The sequence below is a fragment of the Streptomyces sp. GbtcB7 genome, assembly GCF_019091445.1.
Taxonomy (GTDB): domain Bacteria; phylum Actinomycetota; class Actinomycetes; order Streptomycetales; family Streptomycetaceae; genus Streptomyces; species Streptomyces mirabilis.
In genome coordinates, this window is sequence record NZ_JAGXJM010000017.1 from 47,301 (window position 1) to 66,540 (window position 19,240).

The 19,240-nt window shown below is 71.2% G+C and carries 19 protein-coding genes; 11 read left to right on the forward strand and 8 right to left on the reverse strand.

Annotation, left to right across the window (positions count from 1 at the left end; all coding sequences use genetic code 11):
* Positions 1-159 precede the first annotated feature (159 nt).
* Complete coding sequence (locus tag KVT44_RS26630; RefSeq protein ID WP_217569182.1) at positions 160-1,398, forward strand: low specificity L-threonine aldolase; 1,239 nt, start codon at positions 160-162, stop codon at positions 1,396-1,398.
* A gap of 69 nt (positions 1,399-1,467) precedes the next feature.
* On the opposite strand, the gene KVT44_RS26635 is transcribed toward KVT44_RS26630, so the two are convergent.
* A complete protein-coding gene (locus KVT44_RS26635) occupies positions 1,468-1,686 on the reverse strand; it encodes a hypothetical protein (RefSeq protein ID WP_217569184.1) in 219 nt (72 codons plus the stop codon).
* A gap of 168 nt (positions 1,687-1,854) precedes the next feature.
* Here KVT44_RS26635 and KVT44_RS26640 point away from each other — a divergent pair, with 168 nt between their 5' ends.
* Positions 1,855-2,961, forward strand: coding sequence for a DUF5937 family protein (locus KVT44_RS26640; protein ID WP_168494251.1), 1,107 nt, complete (start codon positions 1,855-1,857; stop codon positions 2,959-2,961).
* A 73-nt stretch (positions 2,962-3,034) separates the two neighbouring features.
* Here KVT44_RS26640 and KVT44_RS26645 read toward each other — a convergent pair whose 3' ends face one another.
* The 3 genes from KVT44_RS26645 to KVT44_RS26655 form a co-directional block, all read right to left on the reverse strand.
* Entirely contained in the window at positions 3,035-3,667 is a 633-nt protein-coding gene (locus KVT44_RS26645; protein WP_217569185.1) for an AAA family ATPase, read from the reverse strand.
* Between the two features lie 94 nt (positions 3,668-3,761).
* A complete protein-coding gene (locus KVT44_RS26650; protein WP_054237494.1) occupies positions 3,762-4,433 on the reverse strand; it encodes a response regulator transcription factor in 672 nt (223 codons plus the stop codon).
* Positions 4,434-4,503: 70 nt separating this feature from the next.
* Positions 4,504-5,709 (reverse strand): sensor histidine kinase, encoded by a 1,206-nt coding sequence (locus KVT44_RS26655; protein ID WP_075032437.1) that lies wholly within the window; start codon positions 5,707-5,709, stop codon positions 4,504-4,506.
* Positions 5,710-6,039: 330 nt separating this feature from the next.
* Here KVT44_RS26655 and KVT44_RS26660 point away from each other — a divergent pair, with 330 nt between their 5' ends.
* A complete protein-coding gene (locus KVT44_RS26660; RefSeq protein ID WP_217569187.1) occupies positions 6,040-7,173 on the forward strand; it encodes an SAM-dependent methyltransferase in 1,134 nt (377 codons plus the stop codon).
* Here the strand turns inward: KVT44_RS26660 and KVT44_RS26665 are convergent.
* Positions 7,138-8,289, reverse strand: coding sequence for an NADH-quinone oxidoreductase subunit D (locus KVT44_RS26665; RefSeq protein WP_217569189.1), 1,152 nt, complete (start codon positions 8,287-8,289; stop codon positions 7,138-7,140). The genes KVT44_RS26660 and KVT44_RS26665 overlap by 36 nt on opposite strands.
* Before the next feature lie 31 nt (positions 8,290-8,320).
* Here KVT44_RS26665 and KVT44_RS26670 point away from each other — a divergent pair, with 31 nt between their 5' ends.
* Complete coding sequence (locus tag KVT44_RS26670; protein WP_054237490.1) at positions 8,321-8,836, forward strand: PH domain-containing protein; 516 nt, start codon at positions 8,321-8,323, stop codon at positions 8,834-8,836.
* Positions 8,833-10,167 carry a PH domain-containing protein gene (locus KVT44_RS26675; protein WP_099921337.1) on the forward strand — a complete coding sequence of 445 codons (1,335 nt, stop codon included), beginning with the start codon at positions 8,833-8,835 and terminating at the stop codon, positions 10,165-10,167. The genes KVT44_RS26670 and KVT44_RS26675 overlap by 4 nt, the downstream gene beginning before the upstream one ends.
* Before the next feature lie 71 nt (positions 10,168-10,238).
* Here the strand turns inward: KVT44_RS26675 and KVT44_RS26680 are convergent, their stop codons facing one another.
* Positions 10,239-11,717, reverse strand: coding sequence for a hypothetical protein (locus KVT44_RS26680; protein WP_217569191.1), 1,479 nt, complete (start codon positions 11,715-11,717; stop codon positions 10,239-10,241).
* Between the two features lie 257 nt (positions 11,718-11,974).
* Positions 11,975-13,105, reverse strand: a complete 1,131-nt coding sequence (locus KVT44_RS26685) for an esterase family protein (RefSeq protein ID WP_099921339.1) — start codon at positions 13,103-13,105, stop codon at positions 11,975-11,977.
* A 223-nt stretch (positions 13,106-13,328) separates the two neighbouring features.
* Between KVT44_RS26685 and KVT44_RS26690 the strand changes: the two genes are divergently transcribed.
* The 6 genes from KVT44_RS26690 (at position 13,329) to KVT44_RS26715 (ending at position 18,589) form a co-directional block, all read left to right on the forward strand.
* The gene (locus tag KVT44_RS26690) at positions 13,329-15,134 is read left to right on the forward strand and encodes a phosphatidylglycerol lysyltransferase domain-containing protein (RefSeq protein ID WP_217569193.1); all 1,806 of its coding nucleotides are present in this window, start codon (positions 13,329-13,331) and stop codon (positions 15,132-15,134) included.
* A gap of 299 nt (positions 15,135-15,433) precedes the next feature.
* Positions 15,434-16,294: a dihydropteroate synthase gene (gene folP / locus KVT44_RS26695; RefSeq protein WP_099921341.1), complete on the forward strand. Its 861-nt coding sequence runs from the start codon at positions 15,434-15,436 to the stop codon at positions 16,292-16,294.
* Positions 16,291-16,785 carry a nuclear transport factor 2 family protein gene (locus KVT44_RS26700; protein ID WP_099921342.1) on the forward strand — a complete coding sequence of 165 codons (495 nt, stop codon included), beginning with the start codon at positions 16,291-16,293 and terminating at the stop codon, positions 16,783-16,785. Before folP ends, KVT44_RS26700 begins: the two co-directional genes overlap by 4 nt.
* 291 nt (positions 16,786-17,076) lie before the next feature.
* Positions 17,077-17,436 carry a dihydroneopterin aldolase gene (folB, locus tag KVT44_RS26705; protein WP_054237484.1) on the forward strand — a complete coding sequence of 120 codons (360 nt, stop codon included), beginning with the start codon at positions 17,077-17,079 and terminating at the stop codon, positions 17,434-17,436.
* On the forward strand, positions 17,433-18,044 hold the full coding sequence (gene folK / locus KVT44_RS26710) for a 2-amino-4-hydroxy-6-hydroxymethyldihydropteridine diphosphokinase (RefSeq protein ID WP_099921343.1): 612 nt from the start codon (positions 17,433-17,435) through the stop codon (positions 18,042-18,044). The genes folB and folK overlap by 4 nt, the downstream gene beginning before the upstream one ends.
* 56 nt (positions 18,045-18,100) lie before the next feature.
* Complete coding sequence (locus tag KVT44_RS26715) at positions 18,101-18,589, forward strand: DUF3180 domain-containing protein (protein ID WP_099921344.1); 489 nt, start codon at positions 18,101-18,103, stop codon at positions 18,587-18,589.
* Between the two features lie 37 nt (positions 18,590-18,626).
* On the opposite strand, the gene folE is transcribed toward KVT44_RS26715, so the two are convergent.
* Positions 18,627-19,232 carry a GTP cyclohydrolase I FolE gene (gene folE, locus KVT44_RS26720; protein ID WP_099925478.1) on the reverse strand — a complete coding sequence of 202 codons (606 nt, stop codon included), beginning with the start codon at positions 19,230-19,232 and terminating at the stop codon, positions 18,627-18,629.
* Positions 19,233-19,240: the final 8 nt, after the last annotated feature.

Consider the following 19,240-nt stretch of genomic DNA (forward strand, 5'->3'; position numbering starts at 1 on the left):
CGTTCCAGTCCGCTCGGGGTACCGGACGATTTCTCGTCATGTTAACGCGATTGGTTCGAGCGTCGTTTTCGTTGTCCACAGGCTGTGGGTTTCCGCAGGTCGCGGGGGGTGCGGAAAACGAGGATGCCGAGGCGGGGCCGCGCGCGACATCATCCGGGGATGAGCGATACGGCGGAAGCGACGGCGGGACAGGACCCGATGACGGTGGCGCAGGATCCGGAGACGGCGGGGCAGGACCCGGAGAGTGCGGGCCAGGATCAGGAAGAGGCGGCCGAGCGGCTGCGGGAGCGGCGGAGTGCCGCGCTGCGGGCGGCCCGGCGCGTGCTGTGGCAGCCCAGCCACCAGCACACGGTCCGGGAACGGCTGGCCTGGCTGAACGACGGCGCCGAGGGCGTGTACGACCTCGACCGGCCCGTCGACATGTATGGCGGCCAGATCGTGGAGACCCTGGAGGAGCGGGTCGCGGGCCTGCTCGGCAAGGAGGCGGCCGCCTTCTTCCCCACCGGCACCATGGCCCAGCAGGTCGCCCTGCGCTGCTGGGCGGGCCGTACCGGGAACCCGACCGTCGCGCTCCATGCGCTCGGCCACCCCGAGGTCCATGAACGGCAGGCGTTCAGCCAGGTCAGCGGCTTGCGCCCGGTGCGGGTGACCGACGAGCCCCGGCTGCCCACGGCCCAGGAGATACGGGACTTCGAGGAGCCCTTCGGGGCGCTGCTGCTCGAACTGCCGCTCAGGGACGCCGGTTTTGTGCTGCCCTCCTGGGAGGAACTCTCCGAGGTCGTGGAGGCCGCCCGGGATCGTGACGCGGTGGTCCACTTCGACGGGGCCCGCCTGTGGGAGTGCACCTCGCACTTCGGCCGCCCGCTGGACGAGATCGCGGGCCTCGCGGACAGCGTCTACGTGTCGTTCTACAAGTCGCTCGGAGGCTTCGGCGGGGCGGCGATCGCGGGCCCGAAGACGCTGATCGACGAGGCGAAGACCTGGCGGCACCGGTACGGCGGCATGATCCTCCAGCAGTTCCCCACGGTGCTCGCCGCGCTCATCGGCCTGGACCAGGAGCTGCCCCGGCTGCCGGAGTACGTGGCCCACGCGCGCGTGGTCGCCGCCGCCCTGCGCGAGGGTTTCACGGAGGCCAAGGTCCCCTGGGCGCGCGTCCACCCGGAAGAGCCGCACACCCACCAGTTCCAGGTCTGGCTGCCGTACGACCCGGACGTCCTCACGGACGCGGCGTTGCGGCAGACCGAGGAGACGAAGACCTCGCTCTTCTCCCAGAGCTGGATGCGGGGCGGTCCGGGGCTCGCGCTCACCGAGGTCACGGTGGCGGCGCCCGCTCTGGAGTGGACGGCGCAGGACGTACGGGCGGCCGTCCGGGAGTTCGTCGAGCGACTGCCCGGCTGACCGCACACGGCGACCGGCGACCGGCGCCCGGCCGGCGCCGCACGGAAACCCGCGCGACCCGCACGGAGGTCAGCAGCCCGGGTGCGGCCGCCGTCCGCGCAGCCACCGGCCCAGGGCCTGGCGTATCCGGCCGTCGGCCGGGCGGCCCGCCACGACCGCCCGGAACCGCCGGAGGTCGCGCAGCTCGCGCGCGACCTGCCAGTCGTGCGCGCCGGGCGCCGGAGGGCCCGGCTCGCCGTGCCGACGGGCCCGGTAGGTGTCGAGAAAGTACTGCTGGGTGATGCTCATGGCTCATCGCCTCTCCGGACGGGAAACGCGCGACGGGAGGGAAATCCGAAGGCCCGCGGTTGCCCCGGTCGTCCCAGATTGCTGCCCGTCCTCGGCGGCTGTCGCCCCGATTGACGGTCGCCGTCAATCGACGACGGCGTTGTCAGTGGCGGGGTGCACCATGAGGTCATGAGCGTGCACATCGACGTCACCGGGCTGCGGCAGGAGCGGATCTCCGTCGTGCCGTCGCCCCTGGCCGAGCTCTGCATGGCGCTGCACGCGCTGTCCGAGCCGGGTCACCACCCCGGGCTGCAGGGCTGGGCGACCGGCGTGACCGCCCGGCTCGACTCGCATCTCGCGGACCGGATGTGCGAGGCCGACTTCCTGTGGCGGACGACGTTCTCGGACCTGTTCCTGCCGTACGCGGGGATTCCCGGCAGGACCACGCTCCCGGGCGCCACGCTCGCCGAGGAGCTGGATCTGCTGGACAAACTGACCGACGAGCAGTTCGTGGACGCCGCCCTGGAGTTCACCTGCGCGCTTCCGTACGCGGCGCCGGGCCGGGACACGCTCTCCGACCCCGAGCTGCAGCAGCGCGCGCTGGAGCTGGCCGCCGCGCGCGGACCCCAGCAGGTGCGGTTCAGCAAGCGGCTGCTGGACGATCCGCCACAGATCCGGGCATGGCTGCGGCAGTTCCTGGAGGACTGCGACGAGGCCTTCTTCGCCGAGACCTGGTCCCGGCTGCGCCACCAGCTCGCGGCGGACGCCCGCCACAAGACGGACCTCCTGCGGCACAAGGGCCTGGCCGAGGCCATGGCCTCGGTGTCCCCGGCGGTGACGCTCGACGAGACCGGCCGGACGATCACGGTCGACAAGCTGGGCCAGGGCCAGACGGCCACCGGGGAGGGCGGGCTCCTCCTCGTGCCGACCAGTCTCGGCTGGCCGCACCTGATGGTGCTGCATCGCTACGGCTGGCAGCCGGTGCTGCACTATCCGGTCGGCTCCCCGGAGCTCGCGGCACCGTTCTCGCTGGAGCAGCTGACCCTGCGGATGACCGCCCTGTCCCATCCGGTCCGGATGCGGATCTGCCGCAGCCTGGCCCGCAGCGCGTTCACCACGGGCGAGCTGGCGCAGGTGAACGGGATGACGGCCCCGGAGATATCCCGGCACCTGGGCGTGCTCAAGAAGGCGGGCCTGATCACCACGAGACGCCGCGGGCGGTATGTGCTGCATCAGCTGGACGTCAGCGTCGTGGCCCGGCTGGGCAGCGACTTCCTGGAGGGCATCCTGCGCTGAGCCCGGCGGACCCATGCCGAACCCGGCGGACCCACGTCGAGCTCGACAACCCCGTGTCCGGCGCTCCGGAGGCTCAGTCGAACCGGATGTGCTTGGCGCCGGTCCACGCCCGCCGCAGCCGTCCCCGCACCGCCCCGTCCTTGTTCGGCGTCAGCGTCAGTCCCGCGAGCACGGCGATCCGGTCGGCCGTCTTGGCGACCGTCGTGTGATCGGTCCACAGGTGCTCCGCGAACTCCGGCTCGCGCAGCCGCTCCAGGCAGTCGTCGAGCTGCCGCACGGCCCAACTCTCGTGCCGCAGCGGGGCGTCCTTCCCGGCGACGTACTGAAGGAGGTGTCCGAAGCCGCGCTCGCGCAGCCGCTTCAGTACGGTCTCGCGCTCGGCGAGGAGGGCGAAGTGCCGTACGTCGTGGCCCAGTTCGGTCAGTCGCCCGACCGTCTCCTCGAAGTAGCGGGCGTTGGTGACCGTCATGGGGACGATGACCACACCCTCGTGCTTGCCGAGGGCGAGGTCGAGCACCTCGACCACACCCTGTCGCCAGGACGCCAAGTCCTGGAAGTCCCCGCGCAGTTCGGGCGGCAGCATGCGGCGCAGACCGAAGCCGGCGTGTTCCGGGTCGCAGACGACGCTGCCGGGCAGCCGTCGCTGGATCTCGTGTGCGGTCTGTGTCTTGCCGCCCCCGAAGGGGCCGTTGATCCACAGGAGCATGCGCAGACCCTAGTGGGCCCCGGTTACGCCCCGGTCACGCACCCACGATCGCCCCGTCGGCCCGTCGGTCCGGATCAGCGGTGCCCGCCCCGGATCAACGCTGCCCGCCCGCCCGTACGAGCCCCGTCTCATACGCGAGAACCACCACCTGCACCCGGTCCCGCAGCCCCAGCTTGGTCAGGATGCGCCCCACATGCGTCTTCACGGTGGCCTCGGACAGCACGAGACGGGCCGCGATCTCGCCGTTCGACAGACCCTGCGCGACCAGCACCATCACCTCGCGCTCACGGTCCGTGAGCCGCTCCAGCTCCTTGTGCTGGGGCTCCTTGCCGGCGTGGGGCAGCATCGGCGCGAACCGGTCGAGCAGGCGCCGGGTGGTGGAGGGCGCGACCACGGCGTCACCGCTGTGCACGGAGCGGATGGCGGTGAGCAGCTCGCCGGGCGGCACGTCCTTGAGCATGAAGCCGGAGGCGCCCGCCTTCAGTCCGGAGAAGGCGTACTCGTCGAGGTCGAAGGTGGTGAGTATCAGCACCTTCGGAGGGTTGGGGTCCGAGCAGATGCGGCGGGTGGTCTCCACACCGTCCAGCTTCGGCATGCGTACGTCCATCAGCACCACGTCGACCGCGGTCGACCGCAGGACCTGGAGGGCCTCGACGCCGTCGCCCGCCTCGGCCACGACCTCCATGTCCGGCTGGGCATCGAGCACCATCCGGAAGCCGGTGCGCAGCAGCACCTGGTCGTCGACGAGCATCACGCGGATCGCCATCGGGGTCTCTTCCCTCTCCATCAACGGTCAAAAAGCTTTTGGAACCGACCAAAAGGTGTCGTTACAGGTGTCAGTGAGCCGACTTGAGCGGCAGCAGGGCACTGATGCGGAAGCCTCCACCGGGGCGCGGCCCCGCGTCCAGAGTGCCTCCGACCATACCGACGCGCTCGCGCATCCCGATCAGGCCGTGCCCCTGGCCGTCGGCGCCGCCCTCCTCGTACAGCTCGTGGGGCGCGCCCTTGCCGTCGTCCTCGACGAGCAGCCCGAGCCCGTCGTCGAAGTAGACCAGGCGCACGCTCGCGCCCGCGTTCGGGCCACCGTGCTTGCGCGTGTTGGTGAGCGCCTCCTGGACGATGCGGTACGCCGTGAGCTCCACCCCGCTGGGCAGCGGGCGCGGGGTGCCCTCGACCTTGAAGTCGACGGGCAGGCCCGAGGTGCGGCACTGCTCGATGAGGTCGTCGAGCTGCTCGACGTCGGGCTGCGGCACGTACTCGCCGCTCTCCTGGTGCTCGCCGGTGCGCAGCACGCCGAGCAGACGGCGCATCTCGGCGAGGGCCTGGCGACCGGTCCCGGAGATGGTCTCGAGGGCCTTCCTGGCCTGCTCGGGGGCGGCGTCCATGACGTAGGCGGCACCGTCTGCCTGGACCACCATCACCGAGACGTTGTGCGCGACCACGTCGTGCAGTTCGCGGGCGATCCGGGCGCGCTCGGCTGCGACGGCCACCTTGGCCTGCGCCTCGCGCTCCTTCTCCAGGCGGGCGGCGCGCTCCTCCAACTGGGCGAGGTAGGCGCGGCGGGTGCGGATGGAGTCGCCGAGCACCCAGGCGAGCGCGAACGGAACCGTCTGGAAGATCACTATCAGGACGGCGCCCAGCGGGCCCTGATCCCGCAGCGGCCAGCGGAGCTGCCCGACGGTCGCCGCACAGAGGCCGCCGATCAGCCCGAGGCGCGAAGCCCAGCGGGCACCGTCCGCGGCGACGGTATAGATGATCACCAGCATCGCGAAGTCCCCGGGCGCCGGCGGGACATCCAGGACGACCTGCGCGATACCGACCACTGCGGCCAGGACCAGCATCTTCTCGGGCATGAGGCGGCGCAGCGCGACGACCGCACTCAGTACGACGGCGATCGGGAGCGCCGCGGCGAGCGACCCGCGCTGATCGGCGGCGCCGTTGACGTTGGTCAGGCTCACGCCGGAGATCCCGAGCAGGACGACGGCCCAGAAGCTGTCGACCCACGTCGGGTGCCTGCGGAGAAAGTCATAGAGGCGCTGCACGTAACCCAGCGTAGGGAAGCATGCAGTGTGCAGGGGTCAACCGGAGGGTCGATCCGCAAGGGGCTCTCGTACTCCCCAAGGTGGATGCTCCCCCGCCCGATACGGCTAGGGCCTGTCCGGCGGATCAGGTCGCAGAGCAGCAACGGCGCCTCTTGAACGCCGGTGAGCGGGGTCTGGTGCGTGCAGCTGCAAGGCGGAGGAGGGAGTCATGGCGGAGCCATGGCGACCGACGACAACGCCGCAGATGTGCGTGCCAGACCCCGCGTCTGCGACATGATCCGCCGGGCAGGTCCTAGGGGCCCGTCTTCCAGGGGGGCCTAGCCTGGTCCGGTGAGGCATGCGGGGTCAGGTGAGTGGCGAGGTTGGCGCGAGGCGACGGAGGAGGCCCTGTACGGGCCCTCCGGCTTCTATCGCGGGCCCGAGGGGCCGGCCGGCCACTTCCGTACGTCGGTGCACGCGTCCCCGCTGTTCGCCGCGGCCGTGGCCCGGCTGCTGTGCCGGGTCGACGAGGCCCTCGGCCGCCCTGCCGAGCTCGCCTTCGTCGACATGGCGGCGGGCCGCGGTGAGCTGGTGACCGGTGTCCTCGCCGCGCTCCCCGCCGAAGTGGCCTCCCGCACGCGCGGGTACGCCGTCGAACGCGCCGACCGCCCCGCTGTTCTCGATCACCGGATCGAGTGGCTCAGCCGGCCCCCGAAGGGGATCACCGGGCTGCTGTTCGCCAACGAGTGGCTGGACAACGTGCCGGTGGAGGTGGCGGAGGTGGACGCGACGGGCGTACCCCGGCTGGTTCTCGTACGGGACGACGACGGAGCCGAGCGCCTGGGTGAGCCCGTGGCCGGGGCGGAGGCGCAGTGGCTGCGGAGGTGGTGGCCACTGGCCTCCGAAGAGGTGCCTTTCCCAGGGGCGCCCTCCGCGGAGGTGCCTTCCGATGACGTGCCCTCCAAAGAGATGGTCTTCGAGGGGGCCCGCGCCGAGATCGGTCTCCCCAGAGACACCGCTTGGGCCGGTGCGGTCGCCTCCCTGGACCGGGGCCTCGCCGTCGCCGTCGACTACGCGCACTTCGCCGCCGCGCGACCGCCTTTCGGGACACTCACCGGCTTCCGCGAGGGCAGGGAGACGGCGCCCGTGCCGGACGGTTCGTGCGACATCACGGCGCATGTGGCACTGGACGCGTGCACGCTGCCCGGAGGGCGCGTGGTGACCCAGCGGGCGGCCCTGCGCGCGCTGGGCGTGAGCGGCACCCGGCCGGCGCTCTCACTCGCCGCCACGGACCCCACCGCCTACGTACGCGCTCTGGCGGGCGCGGGGGAAGCCGCCGAACTCACCGCGACCGGCGGCCTGGGCGACTTCGGCTGGCTGCTCCAGCCGGTTGGAATTCCAAACCCAATGATCGACGGCCTCCTTGCCGACGAACCACCGGCCGACGGCCTACTTGTCGATGTCCCCGACCACGAAGAACAGTGACCCCAGGATCGCCACCATGTCCGCGACCAGCGTCCCGGGCAGCAGCTCCACCAGCGCCTGGATGTTGTTGAACGAGGCCGAGCGCAGCTTCAGCCGGTACGGGGTCTTCTCGCCCTTGCTGACCAGGTAGTAGCCGTTGATCCCGAGGGGGTTCTCGGTCCAGGCGTAGGTGTGTCCCTCGGGCGCCTTCAGGACCTTCGGGAGGCGCTGGTTGATCGGCCCGGGCGGAAGGTCCGCGAGCCGGTCGAGACAGGCGTCCGCGAGGTCGAGCGCGTTGTGCGTCTGCCCCAGGAGGCACTCGAAGCGGGCCAGGCAGTCACCCTCCTGGCGGGTGACGACCTTCAGGGTGTCCTGGAGCTCCCCGTAGGCGAGGTACGGCTCGTCCCTGCGCAGGTCGAAGTCGACGCCCGAGGCGCGCGCGATCGGCCCGCTCACTCCGTAGGCGTGCACGGTCTCCGGCGCGAGGGTGCCCACGCCCCGCGTACGCCCCCGGAAGATCTCGTTGCCGAGCACCAGGTCGTCGTACACGCCCATCCGCGAGCGCAGGGCCGTGACGGCGCCGCGCGCGCGGGTGGTCCAGCCGGCCGGGAGGTCCTCCTTGAGACCGCCGACGCGGTTGAACATGTAGTGCATGCGCCCGCCGGAGACCTCCTCCATGACGTGCTGGAGTTCCTCGCGCTCCGTGAAGGCGTAGAAGATCGGGGTGATCCCGCCCAGCTCCAGGGGGTACGAACCCAGGAACATCAGGTGGTTCAGGACCCGGTTCAGCTCCGCAAGCAGCGTGCGCATCCACACCGCACGCTCGGGGACCTCCATGCCGAGCATCCGCTCCACGGCGAGGACCACGCCCAGCTCGTTCGAGAAGGCGGAGAGCCAGTCGTGACGGTTGGCGAGCATGACGATCTGGCGGTAGTCGCGCGCCTCGAAGAGTTTCTCCGCGCCGCGGTGCATATAGCCGATCACCGGCTCCGCGTGCTGGATCCGTTCACCGTCCAGGACCAGCTTCAGCCGCAGCACCCCGTGCGTGGACGGGTGCTGGGGCCCGATGTTGAGCACCATGTCGGTGCTCTCCGCGGCGCCGCCGATACCGACCATGGTCTCCGTCGTAGGAGTCATGGGGACAGTCTGTCGTACGTACCCTTGCGGCATGGATACGGGGAGCGCGGAGACCGCGGGAAACACCGTGGGAAGCACGGCGGCGGAGCCGGTCTGGACCGGGCTGCCGCCGGGGCTGCTGCGGATGCGCCGGCTGCTGCTGGTGGTGTGGCTGGGACTGCTGACGATCGTCCTGGGGGTGCTTCTCGCGGTGTTCGCGGGCGCCGTCTGGGCGGCCTTCGCGCTGCTGCCGTTCGCCCTGCTGGTGTGGGGCTGGGGGATGCTGGGGCGCAACTGGCGCTCCTGGCGGTACGCCGAGCGCGCGGACGACCTGCTGATCAGCCGCGGTGTGCTGTTCCGCGAGGAGACCGTGGTGCCGTACGGGCGGATGCAGCTGGTCGAGGTGACCTCCGGGCCCGTGGAGCGGCACTTCGGGCTCGCGAGCGTGCAGCTGCACACGGCGGCCGCCGCGACGGACGCGTGCATCCCGGGCCTGGACCCGACCGAGGCCGAGCGGCTGCGCGACCGGCTGACCGAGCTGGGCGAGGCCCGATCGGCGGGGCTGTGAACACGCCGGCACCCGACGCCAAGGACGCCATACGGGAGCGGAAGCCGCTGGTGGAGCGGCGGCTGCACCCGGTGACACCGTTCCGGCGCGCCTGGGCGCCGGTCGCCGTGGTCGCCGGTTGGGCCGTGCACGACCCCAACCAGGCGCAGGAGCAGCTGACCAGGCTGACGACGACCGCGCTGCTCATCGGGCTCGCCGTCATCGTCCCGGCGGCCGCCCTCTACGGCTTTCTGAGCTGGTGGTTCACGCACTTCGCGGTGACCGAGACCGAACTGCGCATCCGTACCGGCCTGTTGTTCCGACGCACCGCGCACATCCGGCTCGACCGACTGCAGGCCGTCGACGTCACCCAGCCGCTGCTGGCCCGCGTCGCGGGCGTCACCAAGCTCAAACTCGACGTCATAGGAACGGACAAGAAGGACGAACTCGCCTACCTCGGCGAGGACGAGGCCCGCGCCCTGCGCGCCGAACTCCTCGCCCGCGCCGCCGGTTTCGCCCCCGAGACGGCTCACGAGGTCGGCGAGGCGCCGGTACGGCAGCTGCTGCACGTGCCGGCGGGCTTCCTCGCCGTCTCCCTCGTCCTCACCGGCGCCACCTGGGGTTCCCTGGCCGCCGCGCTCGTCGTACCCCCGTTCCTGTGGTTCGCCACCCACAGCGTGTGGACGGTCCTCGCCACCGGGGTGCCGCTGCTCGGCGCCGCGGGCGCGAGCAGCGTGGGGCGGTTCGTCGGCGAGTACGACTGGACGGTGGGCGAGTCGCCGGACGGGCTCCGCATCGACCACGGCCTCCTCGACCGTACGCACGAGACGGTGCCGCCCGGACGCGTGCAGACCGTACGGATCGTCGAACCGCTGCTGTGGCGGCGACGCGGCTGGGTACGGGTGGAACTCGACGTGGCGGGGTCCTCGAACTCCGTCCTCGTGCCCGTCGCTCCGCGCGAGGCCGCCGAGTCGGTGATCGCGAGGGTGCTGCCCGGGGTGACGGTGCCGTCCGCCCTGTCCCGGCCGCCGCGCCGGGCCTGGTGGTGCGTGCCGCTGTGGTGGCGGGGCTACGGGCTCGCCGTCACCGACACCGTCTTCGCGGCGCGTCACGGACTGCTGCGCCGCCGCCTGTCGCTCGTGCCGCACGCGAAGGTGCAGAGCGTACGGCTGACGCAGGGGCCCTGGGAGCGCTTCAGGGGCGTCGCCGACGTCCATGTGGACACGGGGGCCAACCAGACGGTGACGGCGCGGCTGCGGGACGCCGCGGAGGCCGCGGAGCTTCTTCAGGCGCAAGCCGACCGGTCACGGACGGGGCGGCGCGAGGCCCGGCCGGACCGCTGGATGGCGTGAGAACGACGTGAGGGCAGTGGCCCGAGCCACTGCCCTCATCCGCGTGAGCCACGTGCCCACGTACAGGCGCCTCAGGAAGCCGCGGTCCGCAGCTCCGTCAGGTCGATGTGTTCGGTCTCGTCGTGCGCGGTCAGGTCGATGACCTGGCCGACACCGCGGGAACCCTCGTCGACGGGCTTGAAACCGGACTCGGCCTCGGCCTTGTGCAGGGCGAGCGCCTCCTGTCCGACCACGTCCGCGAGGTCCTCGTTCTGCATGGCGTCCATGGCGGCCGAGGACGCCCCCTTCTGCGTACCGAAGAAGTCGAACCCGCCCTCGACCAAGGGGCGCCGCACGGGCGCGGCCGGGGCGACGGCCACCGCGGTCGGCACGGTGAAGTGCCCGGAGGCACGAGCGGGCTTCGTGGGCTTCACGGGGTGGGCCGCCGGGGCGGCCGGCTCCGCCTCGACGGACGCCGCGCGTGCGGCGGGGACGGGCAGCGCCGCCGCCTTGGCGTCGGTCAGGGAGCGGTTGCCCTTCGGAGGGCCGTCCGTCGGGGGTTCCCCTTTGTCGGACTCTCCTTTGGCGGGCCTTCCTTCGGCGGGCCTTCCTTCGGCGGACTCTCCTCCGGCGGGCTCGCGCTCGTCGGAACCGGAGGCGGCGGCATCGGCCTCGGAGTCCGAGGCGGTCGCGGTTTCGACCTCGGCTTCGGAATCGGCGCCGGGCTTCGCGTCGTCGTCGGGATCGGTGTCCGGGTCGGTGCCCGGTTCAGTGTCCGCGTCGGAGACGTCGGCCGCCGCGTCGCCGTGCGTGATCCGGCTCAGCGCGGCGTCGGCGCGCAGGAAGAGCGACGACCCTGCCGGGGAGAAGACCTGGGGAGACTCGGGCGCGTCCGTCGGCTCCTCGGCGGCGTTCTCCGCCTCTACGGTGGTCACGTCTTCGGCGGTGACACCGTCGTCGGTGTCCTCGCCCGCGTCCTCGCCCGCGCCCTCGTTCATGCCCTCGTCCGTGGCAGCCACGCCCTCGGGAGCCTCCGGCTCCGCCGAGTCCACGGCGTCCACGGATTCCGCGGACTCCACGGTCTCCGTCGCGGCGGTCAGCGCGCGAGCGGGGGCCACCGTCTCTATCTCGAGCAGCCGGCGACCCTCCAGGGCGCTCGCCCGCTCGGTCTCCGCCGTGGCGTACCGCCGAAGCAGCGCCGCGTGTTCGTTGCGCAGGCCCGCCAGCTCCGCCCGCCTCGCGCGCAGCTTGTGCTCGAGCTTGGTGCGCAGCTCGCGCGACTCGTCGAGGTCGGTCTCGAGCTCGGCGACGCGCTCCTCGTGACGCCACTCGTCACTCGCCCGCGCGCGCGTGAGGTCCGCGACGCGCTTGCCCGCCGCCGTGTCCCAGCGGCGCATGACGATGCCGCCCACGACGGCGGTCACCGCGGCGGCCGCGGCCAAGGCGCGGAGCACCGTTGGTTCCGTGAACAGCCAGGGCCCCACGGCGCAGACGAGCGAGACGCCTGCGATCGCCGAAGGAGGCAGCAGCCGGTGCAGAGGTGGGGAATGGCGGTGACGTCCACGTGGCATGGCCAGAAACTTACCGCGCGTAGGCGAATCTTGGAGCCCCGCCCGGTAAAAACACGGCTACCCCAGGGGCTTCACACCGCCTCAGCCGCCTATAAGGGCAACTCCTTGTCCCACAAGGGCTCCCGCTTGCCCCGCAAAGCGGCTACTTGTTGATCAATTCCCTTGAGTTCGCGTGATTCGAGAGATTCGAGGGACTCCATGAATTCCAGGAGGCTCGGCGCGGATCACGAGGGCCGCCACCTATTCGGGGACGACGGTCAGCGGTCGCTCAGCCGCCCGCTGAGCCACTGAAGCGTCGCCGGGATCTCCCGTCGCCACGTGTTGAAGTTGTGGCCGCCGCTGTCGAGGATGATCGACGCGATCTGGGTGCGGTGCTTGGACTGCACGAGGCTTATGAACTTGAGGGTCTCCTTGTAGTTGTGCTCGCCCACCTTGCTGCTGGTGACCAGCAGCGATGTGTCGGGGGCGGGCTTGTGCTGCATGAACCAGCGCAGGTCCGCGCTGTTGCGCAGCTCCTTGTTCCCGTGGAAGAGGTCGCCCGTCGTGGGGTCGATCGGCGCCTTGTAGTACGGCGACAGTCCCGCCGCGGCGGCGTACGCCTCGGGGTGGTGCATGGCCAGCTTCAGCGCGCAGTAGCCGCCCGTGGAGTCACCGACGATGCCCCAGCTTCCGGGCTTTTTGCCCACCCTGTAGTGAGCCGACACGGCATCGGGGAGGTCCTTGGCGAAGAACTTCTCGGTCTGCGGACCGCCCGGGATGTCCACGCACTCCGTGTCCCGCGGCGGCGCGACCGTCGGCCTCATCATGACGAGGATCATCGGCTGCATCTGCCCGTTCTTGGACAACTCGTGGGCCGTCTGCGGATAGTGCAGGCCCTTGATGAGCGCCGCGGCGGTACCCGGGTAGCCGGTGAGGATCGTGACCGCCGGGAAAGTGCGGGTGCGGTAGCGCGACTGGAAGTACTCGGGGGGAAGGTAGACGAACGCGGGCGTGGCGATATGCGTCGTACGGCCGACGATGTCGACCTTCTGGATCTGGCCGCCGATCTGCGGCCGGGTCCCGCCCGACACGCTCACCGGCTGGGTGCCGACCACTTGGAGAGGCCCGCCGTCGGAGCCGCCCCGGCCGCCGTGGTAGACGACGACGCCCTGGCCGCTCTCCTGACCGAAGAGGTCCGCCCAGCTCGCGTAGAACCCGAACGCCTGGTTGGCGTACAGGCCGATCGAAGCGAAGATCGCCACCTGGGTGACCAGAAGAAGTCCGATCCGTCCGCTGACGGCCCGCCAGTTACGCCGCGCCAGCCGCGGCCACCACCACACCGTGCCGACAAACAGCAGCACGGCGGACAGAACCGCCAGCACCAGCACCTTGTTGCTCGTGAGACCCATGAGCTGTCCTGCCTGCGCTTTCCGCCCCTGGCCGCCCTGCTGCTTCGCGAGGCCTTGCCCTGGACTTTCCTTGCCTTTTGAACCGGCTTTCCGCTGGGGAGTGAACCTGACCCCCCAAGACACCGTCCTAGAGGGCGCAATGTCGCCGGATGCCGGATTGGCGCCGGATTCAAGGTCTCTCGCAGAACTACGGGATGCGATGTCTGTCAGGATAGATGGGGAAATGTCGGCCGAGGTTCCAGACCGCACGGGCAGGACGCGACGCATACTCCGTGGTCCGCGCCCAGATGCCGTTCCCGCCCTCGTCGCCAGGGCCTGCACACTCGTAGGGGTCCTGGACATCGCCGCGGGCGTCTTCCCGCGCTTCCGGCGCAGCCGTATGCACGCCATGGCCGAGGTGCTGCCCGGCTCGTTCGGCCCCTTCGCCGCCGCGCTGTCGCTGAGTGCCGGCGTACTCCTGCTGCTGCTCGCTCATGGGCTGCGGCGCCGCAAGCGCCGAGCATGGCGGGCCGCCGTGGTCCTGCTGCCGGCGGGTGCCGTCGCCCAGTTCGCGTACCGCCATTCGATCATCGGGGTGGTCATTTCCCTCGCGCTGCTCGCACCGCTGCTGCGCCACCGGAGCGAGTTCGCCGCCCTGCCCGATCCGCGCAGCCGCTGGCGCGCGCTCGCCAACTTCGTCCTCATGGGCGCCGGTTCCCTCGTCCTCGGACTGGTCATCGTCAGCGCCCACCAGAACCGGATGGTCGGCGACCCGAGCCTGGCCGACCGCATCACGCACGTCCTGTACGGCCTGGTCGGCTTCGAAGGCCCCGTCGACTACGCCGGACCCACGTCCTGGACGGTCGCCTTCTCGCTCGGCGCGCTCGGCTGGCTGACCGCCGTCACCACGATCTACCTGGCCTTCCGGCCCGAACACCCCGCCGCCCGCCTCACGGAGGACGACGAGACCCGGCTGCGGGCCCTGCTGGACAAGCACGGCGGTCGTGACTCGCTCGGCCACTTCGCGCTCCGCCGCGACAAGGCCGTCGTCTTCTCCCCCAGCGGCAAGGCGGCCGTCACCTACCGCGTCGTCTCCGGCGTGATGCTCGCCAGCGGCGACCCCATCGGCGACGTCGAGGCCTGGCCCGGCGCCATCGAACGCTTCATGGACGAGGCCAAGGCCCACTCCTGGACCCCCGCCGTCATGGGCTGCTCGGAGACGGGCGGCGAGGTGTGGACCCGCGAGACCGGCCTCGACGCCCTCGAGCTGGGCGACGAGGCGGTGGTGGACGTCGCGGATTTCTCCCTGTCCGGGCGCGCGATGCGCAACGTGCGTCAAATGGTGAAGCGCATAGAACGGGCTGGCTACGAGACCCGGGTGCGGCGCATCCGTGACCTCAGCGAGGGCGAGCTGGAGCGGATACGGCGGGCGGCGGAGGCCTGGCGCGGCACGGACACCGAGCGCGGCTTCTCCATGGCGCTCGGCCGCATCGGCGACCCGTCCGACGGCGACTGCCTGATCGCCACCGCCCACAAGGCGGACGACGCGCTCGGCCCGTACGGCGATCTGAAGGCCGTCCTGCACTTCGTCCCCTGGGGCACGGACGGTGTCTCCCTCGACCTCATGCGCCGCGACCGCTCGGCCGACCCCGGTATGAACGAGCTCCTCATCGTGGCGGCGCTCGAGGCGTCCCCGCGTCTGGACATCAAGCGGATCTCGCTCAACTTCGCGATGTTCCGCTCGGCGCTGGCACGCGGCGAGAAGATCGGCGCGGGGCCGGTGCTGCGGGCCTGGCGTGGCCTGCTCGTCTTCCTCTCGCGCTGGTTCCAGATCGAGTCCCTGTACAAGTTCAACGCGAAGTTCCGCCCCCGCTGGGAGCCCCGCTTCGTCGTCTACCGCTCCTCCCGCGACCTCCCGCGTATCGGCATCGCCGCCATGCAGGCCGAGGGCTTCGTGAACCTGGCCCTCCCGAGCCTGCTGCGCCGCCGCACACCGGCTCCGCGCCCGTGCGCCCACGGCGTGGCGGAACACGGGGTCAGGGCGGCGTAGTCCCCCTGAACAGGCCCGAGCGAGGGCCCCTACCCCAGCCCTGGGGACCCTCGCTCGGGCCGCGGTCTTCTTTGGCGCCCGGTATCCACACTTCCGCCCCTTTCGAGGCGACTGCTCACCCGACCGAGACTCCACCCCCGAGGCGCTCCTCACCCTCCCGAGATCACACCCCGACGGAGCCGCTTGGGCGTCCGGGTCGGACGGGTGGGCGGGAAACAGGCCGCGAAGCGGTCGAAAGACCCCCGCCGGAGCGAACCCGCAGACGATTCGGCCCCCCGCCGGAGGCCTAGGCTGGACGTATGAACTCCGAGCGCCGCCGCGGCCACGTCGCGGGACTGCCGACCTGGGACCGCTGCGCGGTCATGGGGGTCGTCAACGTGACCCCCGATTCCTTCTCCGACGGCGGCCGCTGGTTCGACACGACGGCCGCCGTCAAACACGGCCTCCACCTGGTCACCGAGGGCGCCGACCTGGTGGACGTCGGCGGCGAGTCCACCCGCCCGGGCGCGACCCGCGTCGACGAGGCGGAAGAGCTCAAGCGCGTCATCCCGGTCGTCCGCGGCCTCGCCTCGGAAGGCGTCACCGTCTCCGTCGACACCATGCGCGCATCCGTCGCCGAGCAGTCGCTCGCCGCGGGCGCCGCCCTCGTCAACGACGTGAGCGGCGGTCTCGCCGACCCCGCGATGATCCCCGCCGTCGCCGCGGCCGGCGCGCCCTTCGTGGTCATGCACTGGCGCGGCTTCCTCGAGGGCGGCAACGTGAGGGGGACGTACGCGGACGTCGTCTCCGAAGTCGTCGACGAGCTGCACGCGCGTGTGGAGGCCGTTCTGGCGGGCGGCATCGCCCCCGACCGCATCGTCGTCGACCCTGGCCTCGGCTTCTCCAAGGACTCCGAGCACGACCTGTCGCTGCTCGCCCACCTCGACCGGCTGAGCGAGCTCGGCCACCCCCTGCTCGTCGCCGCCTCCCGCAAGCGGTTCCTGGGCCGCGTGCTGGCGGGCCCTGAGGGCGCCCCGCCGCCGGCCCGCGAACGGGACGCCGCCACCGCCGCCGTCTCCGCGCTCGCCGCCCACCAGGGTGCCTGGGCGGTCCGGGTCCACGAGGTACGGGCCACCGCCGACGCCGTACGAGTCGCCCGGGCCGTAGAGGGAGCCCTGTGAGCGCACCCCGCACCGACATCGAGCAGGTCGAACTCGCCAACACCGCCTTCTACGAGGCACTCGAGCGGGGTGACTTCGAAGAACTGTCGTCGCTGTGGCTGGCTCCCCTGGACACCGCCGACGACGACATCGAGGGCGACGGGGTGGTGATCTCCTGCGTCCACCCCGGCTGGCCGGTCCTCAACGGCCGTGGTGAGGTCCTGCGCTCGTACGCGCTGATCATGGCGAACACGGAGTACATCCAGTTCTTCCTCACGGACGTGCACGTCTCCGTCACGGGCGACACCGCGCTGGTGACCTGCACCGAGAACATCCTCAGCGGCGGCCCCGCCCCCGAGGACAGCGACGAGCTCGGCCCCCTCGTCGGCCAGCTGGTCGTCGCCACGAACGTGTTCCGCCGCACGGCCGACGGCTGGAAGCTCTGGTCGCACCACGCCTCACCCGTACTCGCCGAATCGGGCGAGGAGGAGGACGAGGACACCCCCGGCTGAGGACGAGAACACCCCCGCCGAGCCCCTGGACACCCCCCGTCGGGTGGGCGGGTGGTCCACCGGCACCAAGGAGTGGTTGGAATCACGAACCGCTGGGTAGGGGCGGCTACCAACCCGTGAGCCGCCGTGTTCCCCAGGGGAAACGCCCGATGAAGCCTCGCGCCCATCATGTGGGCGCGTGTCCCCGTGGGCGAGCTCTGTCAGTGCCCGCAGGTAGATTCGTTCGAGGCCGGTGCGCCGACCGCACTCGGTGGACATCGGCCGCTACCGACGATTGCAGGAGTGATTCGCGTGGATCGTGTCGCGCTGCGCGGCCTCAAGGCCCGCGGGCACCACGGTGTCTTCCAGAAGGAACGCGAGGAAGGCCAGACCTTCATCGTGGACCTGACACTGGGCCTGGACACCCGACCGGCCGCGGCCGAGGACGACCTGTCGAAGACCGTGCACTACGGCATCGTGGCGGAGGAGGTCGTGGCCGTCGTCGAGGGCGAGCCCGTCAACCTCATCGAGACCCTCGCCGAGCGCATCGCCCAGACCTGCCTGAAGCACGACGGGGTCCAGGAGGTCGAGGTCTGCGTGCACAAACCGGACGCGCCGATCACGGTCCCCTTCGACGACGTGACCGTCACGATCACCCGGAGCCGAGTATGACCGCCTACTTCATCGAGGGTCAGAGCGACCCGACCGTACAGCCGGTGCCCGCCTCCGTGGTCGAGCGCGTGGACGCCGCCGACACGACCCTGCAGAACCCGAAACGGGCGGTGCTCTCCCTCGGCTCGAACCTGGGCAACCGCCTGGAGACCCTCCAGGGCGCCATCGACGCCCTGGAGGACACCCCTGGCGTCCGCGTCAAGGCGGTCTCCCCCGTCTACGAGACGGAGCCCTGGGGCGTCGAACCGGGCAGCCAGCCGACGTACTTCAACGCGGTCGTGGTCCTCAAGACCACCCTCCCGCCGTCCTCGCTCCTGGAGCGGGCACACGCGATCGAGGAGGCCTTCCACCGTGTACGGGACGGGCGCTGGGGCCCGCGCACGATCGACGTGGACATCGTGGCGTACGCCGATGTCGTCTCCGGCGACCCGGTCCTGACCCTCCCTCACCCGCGCGCCCACGAGCGGGCCTTCGTGCTGGCCCCCTGGCACGACGTGGAGCCCGAGGCCCAGCTGCCCGGCCGCGGCCCCGTGGACCACCTGCTCACCGCCGTCACCCGGGAAGGTGTCCTGCCCCGGCCCGACCTGGAACTCCGGCTGCCCGAGTAGTCGTTAAGGTCAGGACGACCAAGACGGGCTTACAAGAGGGGCAAAGGGACAACAACGTGAAACAGCTGCGCATCAGGACGCTGGCAGCCGTGTTCGTGGTGGCCGGTGTGCTGTCCTGGGCGGGCGCGCGCCTGTGGAGCGCGGTGGGGACCCTTCCGCGGGTCCCGCTGGCCGCCCCCATCGTCCTGGCCCTGATCGCCGTCGTCCTGCTGTCCACGGCGCTCTCGCTGCGCGCCCGTCTCAAGGCCCAGCGTGAACGCCGCCCCGGCGCCAAGGGCGTCGACCCCCTGATGGCGGCCCGCGCGGTCGTCTTCGGCCAGGCGAGCGCCCTGGTCGCCGCCCTCGTGTCGGGCATGTACGGCGGTACGGGCGCGTTCCTGCTCGAGTCCCTGGACATCCCCGCCCGTCGCGACCAGGCCATCTACGCCGGTTTCTCGGTCCTCGCCGGCATCGCCGTGATAGCGGCCGCCTTCTTCCTGGAGCGCGTCTGCAAGCTCCCGGAAGACGACGACAACGACCACGGCGGCGCGGCCCCGGTCACCTGACGGACGAGGCTCGTAGCGGGGTGTACGGGCCGGGGCGCTAACGCGCCATGATCAGGCTCATCGCCTCGTTGCGGGTGGCGGGATCGCGCAGCTGGCCGCGCACGGCCGAGGTGATGGTCTTCGCGCCGGGCTTGCGCACCCCGCGCATCGACATGCACATGTGCTCGCACTCCACGACGACGATCACCCCGCGCGGCTCCAGGATCCCCATCAGGGAGTCGGCGATCTGCGTGGTGAGGCGTTCCTGCACCTGTGGCCGCCGGGCGTAGACGTCCACGAGCCGGGCCAGCTTCGACAGGCCCGTGATCTTGCCGTCCGTGGACGGGATGTAGCCGACATGGGCCACGCCGACGAACGGCACCAGGTGATGTTCACAGCTGCTGAGGACCTCGATGTCCTTCACGAGCACCATCTCGTCGTGTCCGAGGTCGAAGGTGGTCGTCAGCACGTCCTCGGGCTTCTGCCACAGCCCCGCGAATATCTCCCTGTACGCCCTGGCGACCCGCCCGGGCGTCTCGCGCAGTCCCTCGCGATCCGGGTCCTCGCCGACCGCGATGAGAAGCTCTCGTACGGCGTTCTCCGCGCGCTTCTCGTCGAACTCGCCGATCACACCTTCGCCGTCCAGCGTCACGGGGTCGGTCATGTGGTCCT